We start from the raw sequence: 12,974 nt of genomic DNA, 5'->3' as shown, positions 1-12,974 counted from the left end.
TTCCGTCAAACCGGCGCCTGCCAGTTCAACATCCGTTGCTGCGCAACCTGCAGCAAATCATTGCCATCCTGCGCCAGCAGGTACAACGCATGAGTAATGTGGGGAATGTCCTGGACATCGGCGTGTTTGAAGCACAGGCAATGCAGGGTTTCGAGCAGGTCGGCGGCGGCGCGTACGCGCTGGACGGCGGCTTCGAAGATGTCTTGGGGGTTGGCTTCGGTGTCGATGACCAGCGGTGCACTGTCGGTGACGCCGCTGTTGAGCGGGAGATAGCGGGCGGAGCTTAGTTTCAGTATTGGCATTGGAATGACTCAAGGCAGCTTGAATGTAACCGCCAGCACCGTGACCAAACGATGGGGAGGCGGACTGTGTACAGGCTTGGTCAACCGAGAACCACCCGACTCGGCTCGCCCGAAGGCGACCCTGCACACAGCCGCCACAGCAATGCACTCCACAGACACGAATGTCCGCCGGGGCGAATAATGGCACACATGCACAGGTGATTACGTTAGGTGACCAAACCTAAGTCGCTGATTTTGCAGCGCCACCAAAACCATAACCGCCCCGCTCCAGCCACCGGAAGCAGACAAGGCAGCGGTTCCTGTAGGAAGGCGCCGAGACTCCCCCGAGAAACAATCCCCCGTCAGACAGCCGGCATTCAGCCCGGTTAACCCTCGCTTAACGCCGTGGTCAAAGACTCTAGTCATCCGCACGCTCTCAGCCGATGCTGACGCCCAGTGCGGCAGGTCTGGCGTGTCTCACGCCGGGCTCTCTTTCCGTCGCACGGGAGTTTCTCCATGAACATTCGTCCGTTCCTGCTCACCACCGCCCTCGCCTGTACCGCGTTTGTCGGGCTGGCCCAGGCCAATGACACCACGACGACGAAAGCGGTGCCGTACGCCTATGGCATGCCGTTGAATGTGGCCAAAGTGGTCTCGATGACCGAGCAGCCAACCAAGGCTTGCAAAGTGATCGATGCCGACATGAAGTACATCGACACCAATGGCAAACCCGAGGAAATCACTTACCGGAAAGTGTCTGACGCCTGTGACTTCCAGAACTGACAGAAAGCTCTGATTTGCGGCTTTGCGGTAGGCGAGCAAGGGTTTCGAAGGTTATCCTCGGGGGCCCCCTCCTCACTGCCGCAAGGATTCGCCATGCAGTTGTCGTTTCGCACGTTGTCGACCATCACCTTTTCCCTGTGTTTCCTGCTGGCGCTGGCCTGGGGCCTCGTGCCGCAAATACTGCTTTCGATCTGGAGCATTGAATACTCCGAGGCAGCAGGATTTGTCGCACGACGCATGGCGGTGCTGTTCGCGGCGTTGGGGGTGATGTTTTATCTGGTGCGCAACGCGCCGGTGTCGATCGCGCGCAATGCAATGAACAACGGTTTTATCGTCGGCTGCTTTGGTCTGGCGGTGCTGGGTTTTGCCGAATGGCTCAACGGCCATGCCGGCCCCGGGATTCTGCTCGCGGTGCTGGTCGAGTTCGCGCTGGGCCTTGGTTTCGTGCAGGCCCGGCGCGTGACGGTCGAACTGGGTGAAACCGTGGGCTAACCCACTTTCATACGCTGTGCAGGCTGATGATTAGCGGTGTGTTGCGCAAGGTCGGAGCGCAACCCGGCAATCAGGCCGTTGATTTCTCGACAACTGTTCAAGTGAGTGGCATCGATGCCACTGACCAGCAGATCGACCTGGTCGGTCTGATGGTCGCCGAATACCTTGACGGTCATCGACAGATCCGAAGACAGCGTGCATTGACAGCGTTTCGGCAGAAAGCTGCTTTCAATGATGTTGCGCAGTTCCAAGGCAGACAAAAACATGGCGAACCCTCTCCTTTCTGTGAGACTGCCAATCAAGTATTCACATGTCCGTTACCACTGTTCCCGGCAGGTGTGTCCCCGCTGAATCCCTGGGTGTGGCAAGCGGCTGTACTGCGAAATGCCCATTGGAGTGTAGGCGCCCGGACTCGGTACGCCGCACTCAATCAACGCATAAAACGTGCCTTCCATCGGGTCGTATCAAGGCCGTTGAAAATCAATGGCTTGGCGAAAGCATCAGTCTCTGGTCCGTTGCAGAATGCAAGATCACCCCATTTGCGCCACGCATTTTGCAATCCACCGGTGGTTTGCATTCATGGCGCACGGCAGTGAAAATGCCCCCAACCACCCTACACCCGCCAGGAGGCTTCCATGGGAAAATTCACTGTCTACGCGACCGCCGGCCTGATGCTCGCGAGCGTCTCCACCCTTACTCACGCCGCCAAACTCGAAGACACGGCGCCCTACCCCAAAGCCGAAGCGGGCTTTACCCGTCAGGTCATTCACCTGCCGCAACAAACCCAGGAAGACAACTTCAAAGTCGAAATACTCGCCGGCAAAACCCTCGAGGTGGACTGCAACCGCCAGCGCCTGGGCGGCACTCTGGTAGAGAAAAACCTCGAAGGCTGGGGCTATCCGTTCTACCGCCTGGAACAAGTCAGCGGCCCTGTGAGCACGCTGATGGCCTGCCCGCCTGGCGCCCAGAAAAAGCGCGCCTTCGTACCGGTGTTCGGTGAAGGCTTCACCGTGCGCTACAACAGCAAGCTGCCGATCGTGGTCTACGCACCGAAGGACGTCGAGGTGCGTTATCGCATCTGGTCGGCTTCGGACAAGGTCGGCGTGGCCATTCCCGAGTAACTTGCCAAGGAGCAGCGGCATTGATTACCTGCCATGTCAGATACATGATTGATCCCTACCAGCTCGACGCCTTCGAAGCCTACGCCAAGACATGGCTAGGCATCGTCGAGCGGCTGGGCGGAACGCATCACGGCTATTTTCTGCCCTCGGAAGGCGCGAGCAACATCGCCTACTGCCTGTTCAGTTTTCCGTCCCTGGCGGATTACGAAAGTTATCGCCACATTGCACTGACTGACCCGGAAAGCATGGCATTGGTGGCCGATCTGGTCGAAAAGAAGTTCATCGTCAGCTACGAGCGCAGCTTTCTGCGCCCGTTGTTGCCCTGATAACCCTTACGCCACAATCCCGCCGGCCGCCACACGCTCGGCAACGTGGCGCAAGCTGTCGAAGTTGATATTGGCGCCGGAGTCGATGGCGATCAGCGTCTGATTCCGCGCGCCGGTTCGCGCCACGTACTGTTTGATGCCCGCGACCGCCAATGCGCCGGAAGGCTCGGTGATCGAGCGGGTATCGTCGTAGATATTCTTGATCGCCGCGCAGAGCTCGTCGTTGCTGACGGTGATCACTTCATCCACGCAGAAGCGACACACCTCGAAACCATAGGCACCGATCTGCGCCACCGCCACGCCGTCGGCAAAGGTGCCGACGCTGGGCAGCACCACTCGCTCACCTGCTTGCAATGCAGCCTTCAGACAGGCCGAGTGCTCCGATTCAACGCCAACGATGCGCACCTCTGGCCGCAGGTATTTGACGTAGGCCGCGATGCCGGCAATCAACCCGCCACCGCCCACCGGGACGAAGATCGCATCGAGAGGCCCCTGATGCTGGCGCAGGATCTCCATCGCCACCGTGCCTTGACCGGCGATGACATCGGGATCATCGAACGGCGGGACGAATGTCCGGCCGGTCTGTTCGGCCAGTTGCAGCGCGTGAGCCAGGGCAAACGGAAAACTGTCGCCATGCAGTACCGCCTCGGCGCCGCGACTGCTGACGCCCAGCACTTTCAATTCCGGAGTGGTCGCCGGCATCACGATCGTCGCCGCAATGCCCAACTCACGGGCCGCCAATGCTACGCCTTGGGCATGATTGCCCGCCGATGCTGTGATCACTCCGCGCGCCTTCTGCTCGTCGCTCAACTGCACCAGCCTGTTACAGGCGCCGCGAATCTTGAAGGAGAACGTCGGTTGCAGATCTTCGCGCTTGAGCAGAATCCGGTTGCCCAGTGTTTCGGACAGCGCCGGCGCGGGTTGCAGCGGCGTGCGCACTGCCAGTTCATACACCGGTGCGGCGAGGATCTTTTTCACATACTGCTCAAGCAGGGCTTGCTGGGCGGGGCTGTAGCGCATGATCGTCTCCTGACTTTTTATTCAAAACCCCGGAGACAGAAAGTAAAAACCCGCCTCTAGGGCGGGTTGGGTGCTGCAGTCGTGAGCTAGCCCGCCAAATGAGGAATGGCGGCAATAATGCTTGGCTGGCAGCGCAATACGGTGGAAGTCATGGGCTCGAAATTAGCCCGGGCGTTGCTGGCAAGTCAATGGCGATTTTTTCATTTCGCCAGACGCCTGAGCCCGAACAACATCCCGCCGGCCCCCAGCAGCATAGCCGCCAGGAACAACGGGTACGACACCCACCAGGGCGTCCCGGCGGTCATCATGCTGAATTCCGACATGCCACCGATGCTCGCAATCAGGTTGAGCGGCAGGAACACCACGTTGATCAGCGTCAGTTTGCGCAGCAGGTTGTTCATGCTGTTGTTCATCAGGTTGCCTCGAGCGTCGATCAGCCCGGAGAACACAGTCGAGTAGATTTCCGCCTGTTTGTAGCACTGATTGTTTTCGATGATCAGGTCGTCGATCAGGCCAATGGCTTCGCTGCCGAAATGTTGTTTCTCGGCGTGGTTGCGCAGCCGCGTCAGCACCGCGCCGTTGCTGTGCAGCGCGTTGATGTAATAGATCAGGCTTTCGCTGAGGTTGAACATCTGCACCAGATGCTGGTTCTGCATCGAGGCGTTGAATTTCTGTTGCAACTCCCGGGCAACCAGTTTGATCACCTTCAGGTGCCCGAGGTAGTGATGGATGTTGTTGAACAGCAGGTCCAGCAACACATCCAGCGGCGTATTGAGCGGCCGGCCCGTGCCGAGACCGTGCAGCGGCGTATCGTCGGTGGCGATCACCAGCAACTGGCCCGGCGAAAACAGTAAACCGCAGGAAGACACCTCGAACGCCAGGCTGCCGCCGCCGGAATAGTTCTCGGGCCGCTTCCAGATCAGAAACAGATGATCGGGATGGAATTCAATCCGCGACACCTCGTCCGGGTCCAGCGCCGAGGCCAGCGCGTGCTCATCGAGTTTGAAGTGACTGTGCAGCAAGTCCCGCTCGGCAGCGTCGGGGTCGCTGAACAACATCACCTCGGCGTCCAGTCGCTCGACCCGCTGCAGCGCGCCGTGACTCAGTGCAAAGCTGTTGATCATCGGCCGGTCACCAGGCCTGGCCGCGACGTTTGAGCTCCAGGCGCCTGACGAACTCTTCCAGCACCAGTGAATACAGATCATCTTGCAGGTAAGCGTCCTCGATACCGGCGTCGAGGTTCGGGTTGTCGTTGACCTCGATCACCACCACCTTGTCACCGGCCTGCTTGAGGTCGACGCCGTACAAGCCGTCGCCGATCAGGTTCGCGGTCTTCACCGCCAGTTCCACCACGGCACGCGGTGCCTCGTGGACGGCCAGTGTGCGGCACTCGCCATTGACGTCCTGGCCCTTGGCCTTGTGGTTGTAGATCTGCCAATGGCCCTTGGACATGAAGTACTGACAGGCGAAGATCGGTTTGCGGTTCAGCACGCCGATGCGCCAGTCGTACTCGGTGTAGAAAAATTCCTGGGCCAGCAACAGCACTGAGTGTTCAAACAGTTCGGCGGTGGCTTCGAGCAAGGCCTGCTGGCTCTCGACCTTGATCACGCCACGGGAGAAACAGCCGTCCGGAATCTTCAGTACCAACGGAAAACCGAGGCGTTCGCCGACCCGCTCGAAGTCCTCCGGTCGTTCCTTGTAGAGAATTTCCGTGGCGGGCATGCCCAGTTGATGGCTGTTGAGCAGATCGGTGAGATAAACCTTGTTGGTGCAGCGCAGGATCGACGCCGGATCATCCATCACCACCAGCCCTTCGCTTTCGGCTTTCTTGGCAAAGCGGTAGGTGTGGTTGTCGACGCTGGTGGTCTCGCGGATCAGCAAGCCGTCGTATTCAGCCAACCTTGCGTAGTCCTTGCGCTCGATCAGTTCGACGTCGATGCCCATACCCTTGCCGACCCTGACGAAATTTTCCAGTGCCCGCGCGTTGGAGGGCGGCAAGGCTTCCTGGGGATCGTGCAGGATTGCCAGGTCATAACGCGCCACTTGCGGTGAACGCGGTACACGCCAGATCTTGCGGCTGAAGCCATCCAGCGCATTGGCGAACTGATCTTCCTGATCATCGCGCAACTTGTGCAGAGCACCGGACTTTATGCCTTCGATGTGCCAGCCGTTGGTTCGACGAAACTCAACTAACAGAATCGGACACGGAAACACTTCAAACAATTGTCGAGCCAGATCCTGCAACGGCTCGATATGGGTTCTGCCGAAATAAAGCGTCAGCGTAAAACCTTCGGTGTCGTTGTAAAGGTGATGACTGAGAGCCTTTTCCAGAGTTTTATCCAGATCATCCAGCGCAAGACCGTAAAGAGATTTGCGCGTCAGTTCGCTGATGGTGCGCACCGACGGAATCACCTTGTGACCCCGGGCCTCAGCCAGCAATGAGCAGTAATAGCCGTGGCCAAGATATTTGTAGCTGCGGCACAGGTTGATCACCTGCACCCGTTTGCCCGGCTCGCTGTCGGGCGGTTGCTCCAGGTATTCCTGGGCCGTCAGGATGTCTTCGCTGGGGAAGTACGAGGCCCAGTCTTCCTTGCGTTCGACAATGATCAACACTTGACTGGAAGTTCTGATTTTCGGTTTTAAATAAGTTGCCGGTGGCAAACTTTGACTGGATACTTCGCGCCAATGACCCTGTACCGCTGACATAGAAATTGATCCGTTGGAGAACAAGACCATTTCTATTAAGCACGAACTTTTTCGAAAGTCCCGTTTCGTTACGCAACTTTTACGGCGGTCATATGAACACTGTTTTTCGCTTGGCGACAGTTGATGATTTAGCGGCGCTGCTGGCGCTGGAAATGCACTGTTTCACCACTGACCGGCTCACCCGCCGCAGCTTTCAGTGGATGATCACCCGCGCCCACGGCCGATTACTGGTGGCCGAGCGTGAGGATCAGCTTTCGGGCTATGCGCTGGTATTGTTCCATCGGGGGACTTCGCTTGCGCGGCTGTATTCCATCGCCATTTCTCCCGAGGCACGGGGTGCCGGCCTGGGCAAGCAATTGTTGCAACGCATCGAAGCCTGCGCTCTTGAGCACGACTGCGCTTATCTGCGGCTTGAAGTGCGCACCGACAATCCCGCCGCCATCGCGTTGTACGAACGCAGCGGCTATCGGCGTTTCGCAGTGATTCACGATTATTACGAAGACCATGCGGACGCCTTGCGTCTGGAGAAACGAATCCTGCAACACCGCGATTCGCACAGCATCAAGGTGCCCTACTACCGACAAACCACCGATTTCACCTGCGGGCCGGCCTGCTTGCTGATGGCCATGGGCGCCTTGCAGACTGATCGTTTGCTGGAGCGTCGCGAAGAATTGCAACTCTGGCGCGAAGCGACCACGGTGTTCATGACCGCCGGCCACGGTGGTTGCAGCCCTCAAGGCCTGGCGCTGGCGGCTTGGCGCCGTGGGTTTCGGGTTCGCTTGCAACTGAGCATGGCGGGGCCGTTGTTTCTCGACGGAGTGCGCGACGCGCATAAAAAAGACGTCATGCGCCTGGTGCATGACGAATTCATGGCACAACTGAACGACACCGATGTGGAACAGACCATCGGCACGTCACTGGATTTGCCGCGACTGCTCGGTGCCGGCGGACAACCGTTGGTGCTGATCAGCAGCTATCGCCTGACCCGCGCCAAATCCCCGCACTGGGTTATCGTCACCGATTGCGACGAAGATTTCGTCTACCTGCATGACCCGGATGTCGATCACAGCCAGCATCGTCAGCCCATGGACTGCCAGCATGTGCCGGTCAGCCATGGGGAGTTCGAAAAAATGTGCCGGTTCGGCCGGGGCAAGCTGCGGGCGGCGGTGATCCTCTACGCCCGCTCACCCGCATGAAGCGTTCATTTGAGTCCGACCTTGTACAACGCACCGTCGGACTCATCCGTCAGCACGTACAGATAACCGTCCGGGCCCTGCCGGACATCGCGTATCCGTTGCTTCAAATCGCCCAACAAGCGCTCTTCGTGCACCACCTTGTCGCCGTCGAACTGCAGGCGAATCAGTTCCTGAGTGGCCAGTGCGCCGATGAACGCATTGTGCTGCCAGGTTTTGAAGCGATCAGCATCATAGAACGCCATGCCGGTGACGCCCGGTGATTTTTCCCAGACATGGTGCGGTGCAACCGTGCCTTCGACGGTTTTGCCTTGGGCTTCCGGTATCGGCTGCATCGAGTAGTTGATGCCGTGGGTTGCGAGCGGCCAACCGTAGTTCTTGCCGCGCTCGATGATGTTCACCTCGTCGCCGCCACGGGGGCCGTGTTCGTTCTCCCAGAGCGTGCCGTTCCACGGGTTGAGCGCTGCGCCCTGCGGGTTGCGATGGCCGTAGGACCAGATTTCCGGACGGACACCGGACTGGCCGACAAACGGGTTGTCGTCCGGAACCTTGCCGTCCGGGTAGATGCGCACGACCTTGCCTTGCAACTTGTCCAGATCCTGTGCAGTGGGGCGATCGTTGTTCTCGCCGAGGGTGATGAACAGATAACCGTCACGGTCGAACACCAATCGCGAGCCAAAGTGATTGCCGACCGACTGCTTTGGCTCCTGACGAAAGATCACGCTGAAGTCCTTGAGGGTTTTCAGGTCGTCCGACAGTCGCCCGCGCCCCACGGCTGTCCCGGCCTTGTCACCGGCGCCACCGCCTTCGGCGTAGGACAAATACACCAGCCGGTCCTGTTTGAAGTCCGGCGACAGCACCACATCGAGCAAGCCGCCCTGCCCCTTGGCCCAGACCTTGGGAACGCCATCGATCGGTGCCGACAACTGGCCGTCAGCCCCCACCACCCGCAGGTTGCCCGGACGTTCGGTCACCAGCATGCCCTGTCGATCCGGCAAAAACGCCAGCGCCCAAGGATGCGCCAGGCCCCGGGCGATGGTGGTGACTTCAAGGGTGCCCTGCTCGCTTTGCAGCTCTTTGGAGGCGACGGCAAACGCCGGACCGCAGACGACTGCGCCGGCACACAGACCGGCCAATAGGGTTTTACGCAACATGCACGATTCCTTTTGTTCGATTGAAGGGCTGACAGAAGCGGTTCTGCCATTCAACGGTTGCTGTCGCCGTCACGGGCGGGTGGATTGGGAATGAATTTCGGTGGTGTGCCCGGCACCGAACGCGCCGGCTGACCATTGCCGATGCCGCCGTTTTCGAGGGTGGGCTGTCGAGGTACAGGCACGGTGTTCGGCCCGCGAATCACCGGATTGGCGGGCTGCGTGCCCTGCATGCTGTTGGGATTGGCCCGGTGGATCGGGCTGTTGTAGGGATTGCTGCTGTTGCCGGTCGGACTCTGTGCCAGCAGCAAGGCATCAGCGTGAACCAGCCCGCCACTGAGGGCGAGCAATGCGATGCCTGACAGAAAACGGTTCATGGACGACCTCTTTCGATGCGCTGGATTCAGAACCTTCGAGTCCACGCTACGCCGAGGGTTCGGATTTGTTAACCCCGTCCTCGTTAAACAAGATGTAACACGGTTTGACCTGCAGCCCGCCGGCAACCCGCAGAAACTTTTGCGCAGCCGGACAGGTCAGCCGAACATCACGCGGAGAACGGCACCATGGCTCGGGCAATCTGGAAAGGCGCAATCAGTTTCGGACTCGTGCATATCCCTGTGGCACTGGTCTCGGCCACCTCGTCGCAGGGCGTGGACTTCGACTGGCTGGACAGCCGCAGCATGGACCCGGTGGGCTATAAACGGGTCAACAAGGTCACCGGCAAGGAAGTCACCAAGGAGCACATCGTCAAAGGTGTGCAGTTCGAGAAAGGCCGGTATGTGGTGCTCAGCGAAGAGGAGATCCGTTCGGCGCACCCGGTTTCGACCCAGACCATCGATATTTTTTCCTTCGTCGACAGCGCGCAGATCCCGTTGCAGAACATCGATACGCCCTACTACCTCGCCCCTGACAAGCGCGGCGGCAAGGTCTACGCCTTGCTGCGTGAAACCCTGAGCAAGACCGACAAGGTCGCGCTTGCCCGTGTGGTTTTACACACGCGCCAATATCTGGCGGCGTTGATGCCGCTGGAGTCAGCGCTGGTGCTGGTGAAATTGCGCTGGCCGCAGGAAGTGCGCAGCCTCGATGAACTGGCACTGGGCAGCGATGTGACCAAACCACAACTGGCCAAAGCCGAGCTGGACATGGCCAAACGGCTGGTTGAAGACATGAGCGCAGACTGGAAACCCGAGGATTACCACGACGAATTCGAAGACAAGATCATGGCTCTGGTGGACAAAAAGGCCCATGAAGGCAAGATCGAAGACGTTGAGACCGCAGAGGGCGAAGAAGAACGCAAGTCTGCTGACGTGATCGACCTGACGGAACTGCTCAAACGCAGTCTGGGAGGAAAAGCCGCTGCCAAACCGGTCAAGAAAACAGCCAAGAAAACCAAAAAGGCCTCGTGAAATGAATCGGGCGACTGTCTTGCAACAGTCGCCCGAGTTATCAGATCAGAATGAAGATGGCCAGTAGACCACCGAAGATCGCCCACTTTTCCAGGTAGTAGCGCGTGCGATTGCGTTTTTTCAGTTCTTTGCCGCGCAGGCGGATCTTGTAGATTCTGGTGAACAAGCGGTTGATGCCACCCGTGCGGTCGCCGGCATCGTTCGGAGCACCCGCCGCCGACATTACAGTGCGACTGAACCAGCCGTTGAATGCAGCCGCCCAGCGATATTTCATCGGGCGTTCGACGTCGCAGAACAGAATGATGCGGTTCTGGTCGGTGGTGTTTTCCGCGTAGTGAATGTAGGTCTCGTCGAACATCACCGCTTCACCGTCACGCCAGTGATAGCTCTCGCCATCGACGTTGATGTAGCAACCGGCGTCGTTCGGCGTTTCCAGGCCCAGGTGATAACGGTAGGAACCGGCATACGGGTCACGGTGCCGCACCAGTTTCGAGCCCGGCGGCAACTCGGCGAACATCGCGGCCTTGATCGAACCGATGCTCTGCACCAGTTCAGTGGTGCGCGGGCACATTTGCAATGCCGACGGGTGGCTGTCGCCGTACCATTTCAGGTAGAAGCGTTTCCAGCCCGTCTTGAAGAACGAGTTGAAACCGACGTCGTCGTACTGATTGGAGCGCTTGATCGCACCGGCACGCAGAAGATTCTGACCTTCCTCGCGGATTTCTTCCCAATGGGCCTGCAACGGGCTCAGATCGGGAAAGTCTTTCGTATCGAGGTAAGGCTTGTTGGGGATCTTCGAGAACAGGTACAGGAAGCAGTTGACCGGCGCCAGGAAGGTCGAGTGGTCGCTTAACTGGCGGCCCAGCTTGTGGCGTACACGACCACGCAGGTGAACGTATGCAATGGAAATGACATAAATAGCGGCAATGATGAGTTTCACGGAAATGGTCACACGTCAAAAGTGAACAAACTGCGCGCCTGCCGGCCAGGGGCTCAGGACATGATGCAGTGGCATGAATACAAAATACGGTCCCGAGGGCACTTCCCTGAGCGCTCGCCGTCAGCGGCTATTGGGTGATCGGATGGCATTTTAGCCATACTTTGTAACCAATGGTGAACCTCATCTGTGAAAAACTGTCCGCCGAATCGGCCAAACGCGGCTCCCGAGTGAGCCCTGTCTGTCACCTCAGCGATACAGCAGCTCATCGAGTGAATGAGAAAACAGCGCGACAGCGGACCGGAGTCAGGTGTCTGACCTGGGGGGAGCATGATGAGATGGGGAAACGCCGCGGAGCTCAGGCTCGGAGCATTCAGGCGCTTGACCCGGCACTTTCGTACCGGGTGAATAGAACCGCACCCTGACGTGTAAAGGGTGCGGCTGGCGGGGTTCGGGTTTACTTGGAGGTTGAAACGCCTGCCTTGCTCAGGCCTTTGGTATTGTGATCGCCCGGCGTTGTAGCCGAAATCGCCGTGGCCTTCGACAAGCCGCGTGTCGCCTTGGAATGCGCGACGCCCGAGGTGGTTGCCCCGTGTCCACGTTCAGCGCCGTTATCGCGCCCCGCATGACGTCCGCTCACACCGTGATCCCGAACGGCCCTGCCTGCATGATCCGCTTCCTGGCCTTCTGCGCGGCCATTGTTGGAGGCACTGCCTGAATGCCCGGCGTTATCGCCGCCATGCCCTGCATTGCCGGCCCCGCCTCCGTGGCTTCCACCGCCGCCCGCACCGCCTCCGCCATTCCCGCCATTCCCGCCATGACCGCCCCCATCCTTGGCATAGGCTGAAGCCATGATCGAAAGTCCGGAAGGCAACAACGGCGCAGCCGCAAACATCATGACGCACGACATGACAGCAACGATTTTTTTCTTTTCAAAACGCATGATGGCATCCACAAGGGTTGGTTTTACTGCCCTCTCAGACGCACACGGTGAGATCTAGTTCAGCGACAAACGACCGGCGGAATCGGTTTGACCCCATATATAAAGTGAGTGAGAACGCCTTGCTTTTACAGCCCGTATCCCAGCCAACCCGATCAGTCGAACGCGCCATTCAGAACTTCGTAAATGAGCCCGCTTGCGATGGCCACCAGAATCAGATCGGTACCTGCCTGTTGCCATTCATATCCGTCGTAATGAGGCAGCCGCCCCACCAGCCGGCCATCCAGTTTTTTGGCAATGCCCGGCGGAAGAGGTTTTCCACGTGCCAGGTTTTTCTGGATTCCGGGTGGCAACGCAGGTCCGGGACTCCAGTAGTCTCTGTAACCGTTGAGCACGCCCAGCACACTGCCTCGATCGATAACGGGCGCAGAGGCGCGGCCTGAATTGAACCCCTTGTTCTTGCCACCCTGATTTCCATGCCCCTGACTGTTCTCGGGCCCGCCCTTTCCATGCCCTTTGCCATTGCCGTTTCCGGGGTCTGCCAACGCCGTTGCGGAGCCCGCAATCAACGCCAGGCAAGTAACCGATGCCACAACCAACCGTGCCTTGAACATGACC

General features: G+C 58.9%; 15 protein-coding genes and 1 pseudogene. 6 read left to right on the top strand and 10 right to left on the bottom strand.

Annotation, left to right across the window (positions count from 1 at the left end; translation table 11 throughout):
* Positions 1-5 precede the first annotated feature (5 nt).
* Positions 6-302: a hypothetical protein gene (locus tag NWV16_RS13570; protein WP_065257928.1), complete on the bottom strand. Its 297-nt coding sequence runs from the start codon at positions 300-302 to the stop codon at positions 6-8.
* Positions 303-797: 495 nt separating this feature from the next.
* Between NWV16_RS13570 and NWV16_RS13565 the strand changes: the two genes are divergently transcribed.
* On the top strand, positions 798-1,064 hold the full coding sequence (locus NWV16_RS13565; RefSeq protein WP_260523450.1) for a DUF2790 domain-containing protein: 267 nt from the start codon (positions 798-800) through the stop codon (positions 1,062-1,064).
* A 93-nt stretch (positions 1,065-1,157) separates the two neighbouring features.
* A complete protein-coding gene (locus NWV16_RS13560; RefSeq protein WP_085709759.1) occupies positions 1,158-1,556 on the top strand; it encodes a hypothetical protein in 399 nt (132 codons plus the stop codon).
* Here NWV16_RS13560 and NWV16_RS13555 read toward each other — a convergent pair.
* Positions 1,553-1,822, bottom strand: coding sequence for a DUF1652 domain-containing protein (locus NWV16_RS13555; protein WP_260523449.1), 270 nt, complete (start codon positions 1,820-1,822; stop codon positions 1,553-1,555). The two genes, NWV16_RS13560 and NWV16_RS13555, sit on opposite strands and share 4 nt — an antisense overlap.
* A gap of 369 nt (positions 1,823-2,191) precedes the next feature.
* On the opposite strand from NWV16_RS13555, the gene eco reads away from it, so the two are divergent.
* Both eco and NWV16_RS13545 read left to right on the top strand, forming a co-directional pair.
* On the top strand, positions 2,192-2,677 hold the full coding sequence (eco, locus tag NWV16_RS13550) for a serine protease inhibitor ecotin (RefSeq protein WP_260523448.1): 486 nt from the start codon (positions 2,192-2,194) through the stop codon (positions 2,675-2,677).
* A gap of 20 nt (positions 2,678-2,697) precedes the next feature.
* Entirely contained in the window at positions 2,698-3,003 is a 306-nt protein-coding gene (locus NWV16_RS13545; RefSeq protein ID WP_260523447.1) for an NIPSNAP family protein, read from the top strand.
* Between the two features lie 21 nt (positions 3,004-3,024).
* Here NWV16_RS13545 and ilvA read toward each other — a convergent pair.
* The 3 genes and pseudogenes from ilvA to NWV16_RS13530 form a co-directional block, all read right to left on the bottom strand.
* Positions 3,025-4,023: pseudogene (ilvA, locus tag NWV16_RS13540) on the bottom strand (threonine ammonia-lyase, biosynthetic); the annotation flags it as partial.
* 200 nt (positions 4,024-4,223) lie between these two features.
* Positions 4,224-5,147, bottom strand: coding sequence for a magnesium transporter CorA family protein (locus NWV16_RS13535; RefSeq protein ID WP_119426398.1), 924 nt, complete (start codon positions 5,145-5,147; stop codon positions 4,224-4,226).
* Positions 5,148-5,154: 7 nt separating this feature from the next.
* The gene (locus tag NWV16_RS13530) at positions 5,155-6,729 is read right to left on the bottom strand and encodes a RimK family protein (RefSeq protein ID WP_260523446.1); all 1,575 of its coding nucleotides are present in this window, start codon (positions 6,727-6,729) and stop codon (positions 5,155-5,157) included.
* A gap of 92 nt (positions 6,730-6,821) precedes the next feature.
* Between NWV16_RS13530 and rimI the strand changes: the two genes are divergently transcribed.
* Positions 6,822-7,925: a ribosomal protein S18-alanine N-acetyltransferase gene (rimI, locus tag NWV16_RS13525; protein ID WP_260523445.1), complete on the top strand. Its 1,104-nt coding sequence runs from the start codon at positions 6,822-6,824 to the stop codon at positions 7,923-7,925.
* Positions 7,926-7,930: 5 nt separating this feature from the next.
* Here the strand turns inward: rimI and NWV16_RS13520 are convergent, their stop codons facing one another.
* On the bottom strand, positions 7,931-9,076 hold the full coding sequence (locus NWV16_RS13520; protein ID WP_260523444.1) for a PQQ-dependent sugar dehydrogenase: 1,146 nt from the start codon (positions 9,074-9,076) through the stop codon (positions 7,931-7,933).
* Between the two features lie 50 nt (positions 9,077-9,126).
* The gene (locus NWV16_RS13515; protein WP_260523443.1) at positions 9,127-9,450 is read right to left on the bottom strand and encodes a hypothetical protein; all 324 of its coding nucleotides are present in this window, start codon (positions 9,448-9,450) and stop codon (positions 9,127-9,129) included.
* Positions 9,451-9,636: 186 nt separating this feature from the next.
* Here NWV16_RS13515 and NWV16_RS13510 point away from each other — a divergent pair, with 186 nt between their 5' ends.
* The gene (locus NWV16_RS13510; protein WP_260523442.1) at positions 9,637-10,479 is read left to right on the top strand and encodes a Ku protein; all 843 of its coding nucleotides are present in this window, start codon (positions 9,637-9,639) and stop codon (positions 10,477-10,479) included.
* Between the two features lie 40 nt (positions 10,480-10,519).
* Here the strand turns inward: NWV16_RS13510 and lpxO are convergent, their stop codons facing one another.
* The 3 genes from lpxO to NWV16_RS13495 form a co-directional block, all read right to left on the bottom strand.
* Entirely contained in the window at positions 10,520-11,419 is a 900-nt protein-coding gene (gene lpxO, locus NWV16_RS13505) for a lipid A hydroxylase LpxO (protein WP_065258020.1), read from the bottom strand.
* Positions 11,420-11,873: 454 nt separating this feature from the next.
* On the bottom strand, positions 11,874-12,359 hold the full coding sequence (locus NWV16_RS13500; protein WP_260523441.1) for a hypothetical protein: 486 nt from the start codon (positions 12,357-12,359) through the stop codon (positions 11,874-11,876).
* 152 nt (positions 12,360-12,511) lie between these two features.
* On the bottom strand, positions 12,512-12,970 hold the full coding sequence (locus tag NWV16_RS13495) for an RcnB family protein (protein WP_260523440.1): 459 nt from the start codon (positions 12,968-12,970) through the stop codon (positions 12,512-12,514).
* Between the last annotated feature and the right edge of the window lie 4 nt (positions 12,971-12,974).

The organism is Pseudomonas sp. BW7P1, assembly GCF_024981055.1.
GTDB lineage: Bacteria > Pseudomonadota > Gammaproteobacteria > Pseudomonadales > Pseudomonadaceae > Aquipseudomonas > Aquipseudomonas bananamidigenes.
This window is presented reverse-complemented; position numbering and strand designations above follow the sequence as displayed.

What these genes read in the sequence shown, in the direction of transcription:
- NWV16_RS13570 (WP_065257928.1), bottom strand. Translation starts at nt 302, where the DNA reads ATGCCAATACTGAAACTAAGCTCCGCCCGCTATCTCCCGCTCAACAGC.
- NWV16_RS13565 (WP_260523450.1), top strand. Translation starts at nt 798, where the DNA reads ATGAACATTCGTCCGTTCCTGCTCACCACCGCCCTCGCCTGTACCGCG.
- NWV16_RS13560 (WP_085709759.1), top strand. Translation starts at nt 1,158, where the DNA reads ATGCAGTTGTCGTTTCGCACGTTGTCGACCATCACCTTTTCCCTGTGT.
- NWV16_RS13555 (WP_260523449.1), bottom strand. Translation starts at nt 1,822, where the DNA reads ATGTTTTTGTCTGCCTTGGAACTGCGCAACATCATTGAAAGCAGCTTT.
- eco (WP_260523448.1), top strand. Translation starts at nt 2,192, where the DNA reads ATGGGAAAATTCACTGTCTACGCGACCGCCGGCCTGATGCTCGCGAGC.
- NWV16_RS13535 (WP_119426398.1), bottom strand. Translation starts at nt 5,147, where the DNA reads ATGATCAACAGCTTTGCACTGAGTCACGGCGCGCTGCAGCGGGTCGAG.
- NWV16_RS13530 (WP_260523446.1), bottom strand. Translation starts at nt 6,729, where the DNA reads ATGTCAGCGGTACAGGGTCATTGGCGCGAAGTATCCAGTCAAAGTTTG.
- rimI (WP_260523445.1), top strand. Translation starts at nt 6,822, where the DNA reads ATGAACACTGTTTTTCGCTTGGCGACAGTTGATGATTTAGCGGCGCTG.
- NWV16_RS13520 (WP_260523444.1), bottom strand. Translation starts at nt 9,076, where the DNA reads ATGTTGCGTAAAACCCTATTGGCCGGTCTGTGTGCCGGCGCAGTCGTC.
- NWV16_RS13515 (WP_260523443.1), bottom strand. Translation starts at nt 9,450, where the DNA reads ATGAACCGTTTTCTGTCAGGCATCGCATTGCTCGCCCTCAGTGGCGGG.
- NWV16_RS13510 (WP_260523442.1), top strand. Translation starts at nt 9,637, where the DNA reads ATGGCTCGGGCAATCTGGAAAGGCGCAATCAGTTTCGGACTCGTGCAT.
- NWV16_RS13500 (WP_260523441.1), bottom strand. Translation starts at nt 12,359, where the DNA reads ATGCGTTTTGAAAAGAAAAAAATCGTTGCTGTCATGTCGTGCGTCATG.
- NWV16_RS13495 (WP_260523440.1), bottom strand. Translation starts at nt 12,970, where the DNA reads ATGTTCAAGGCACGGTTGGTTGTGGCATCGGTTACTTGCCTGGCGTTG.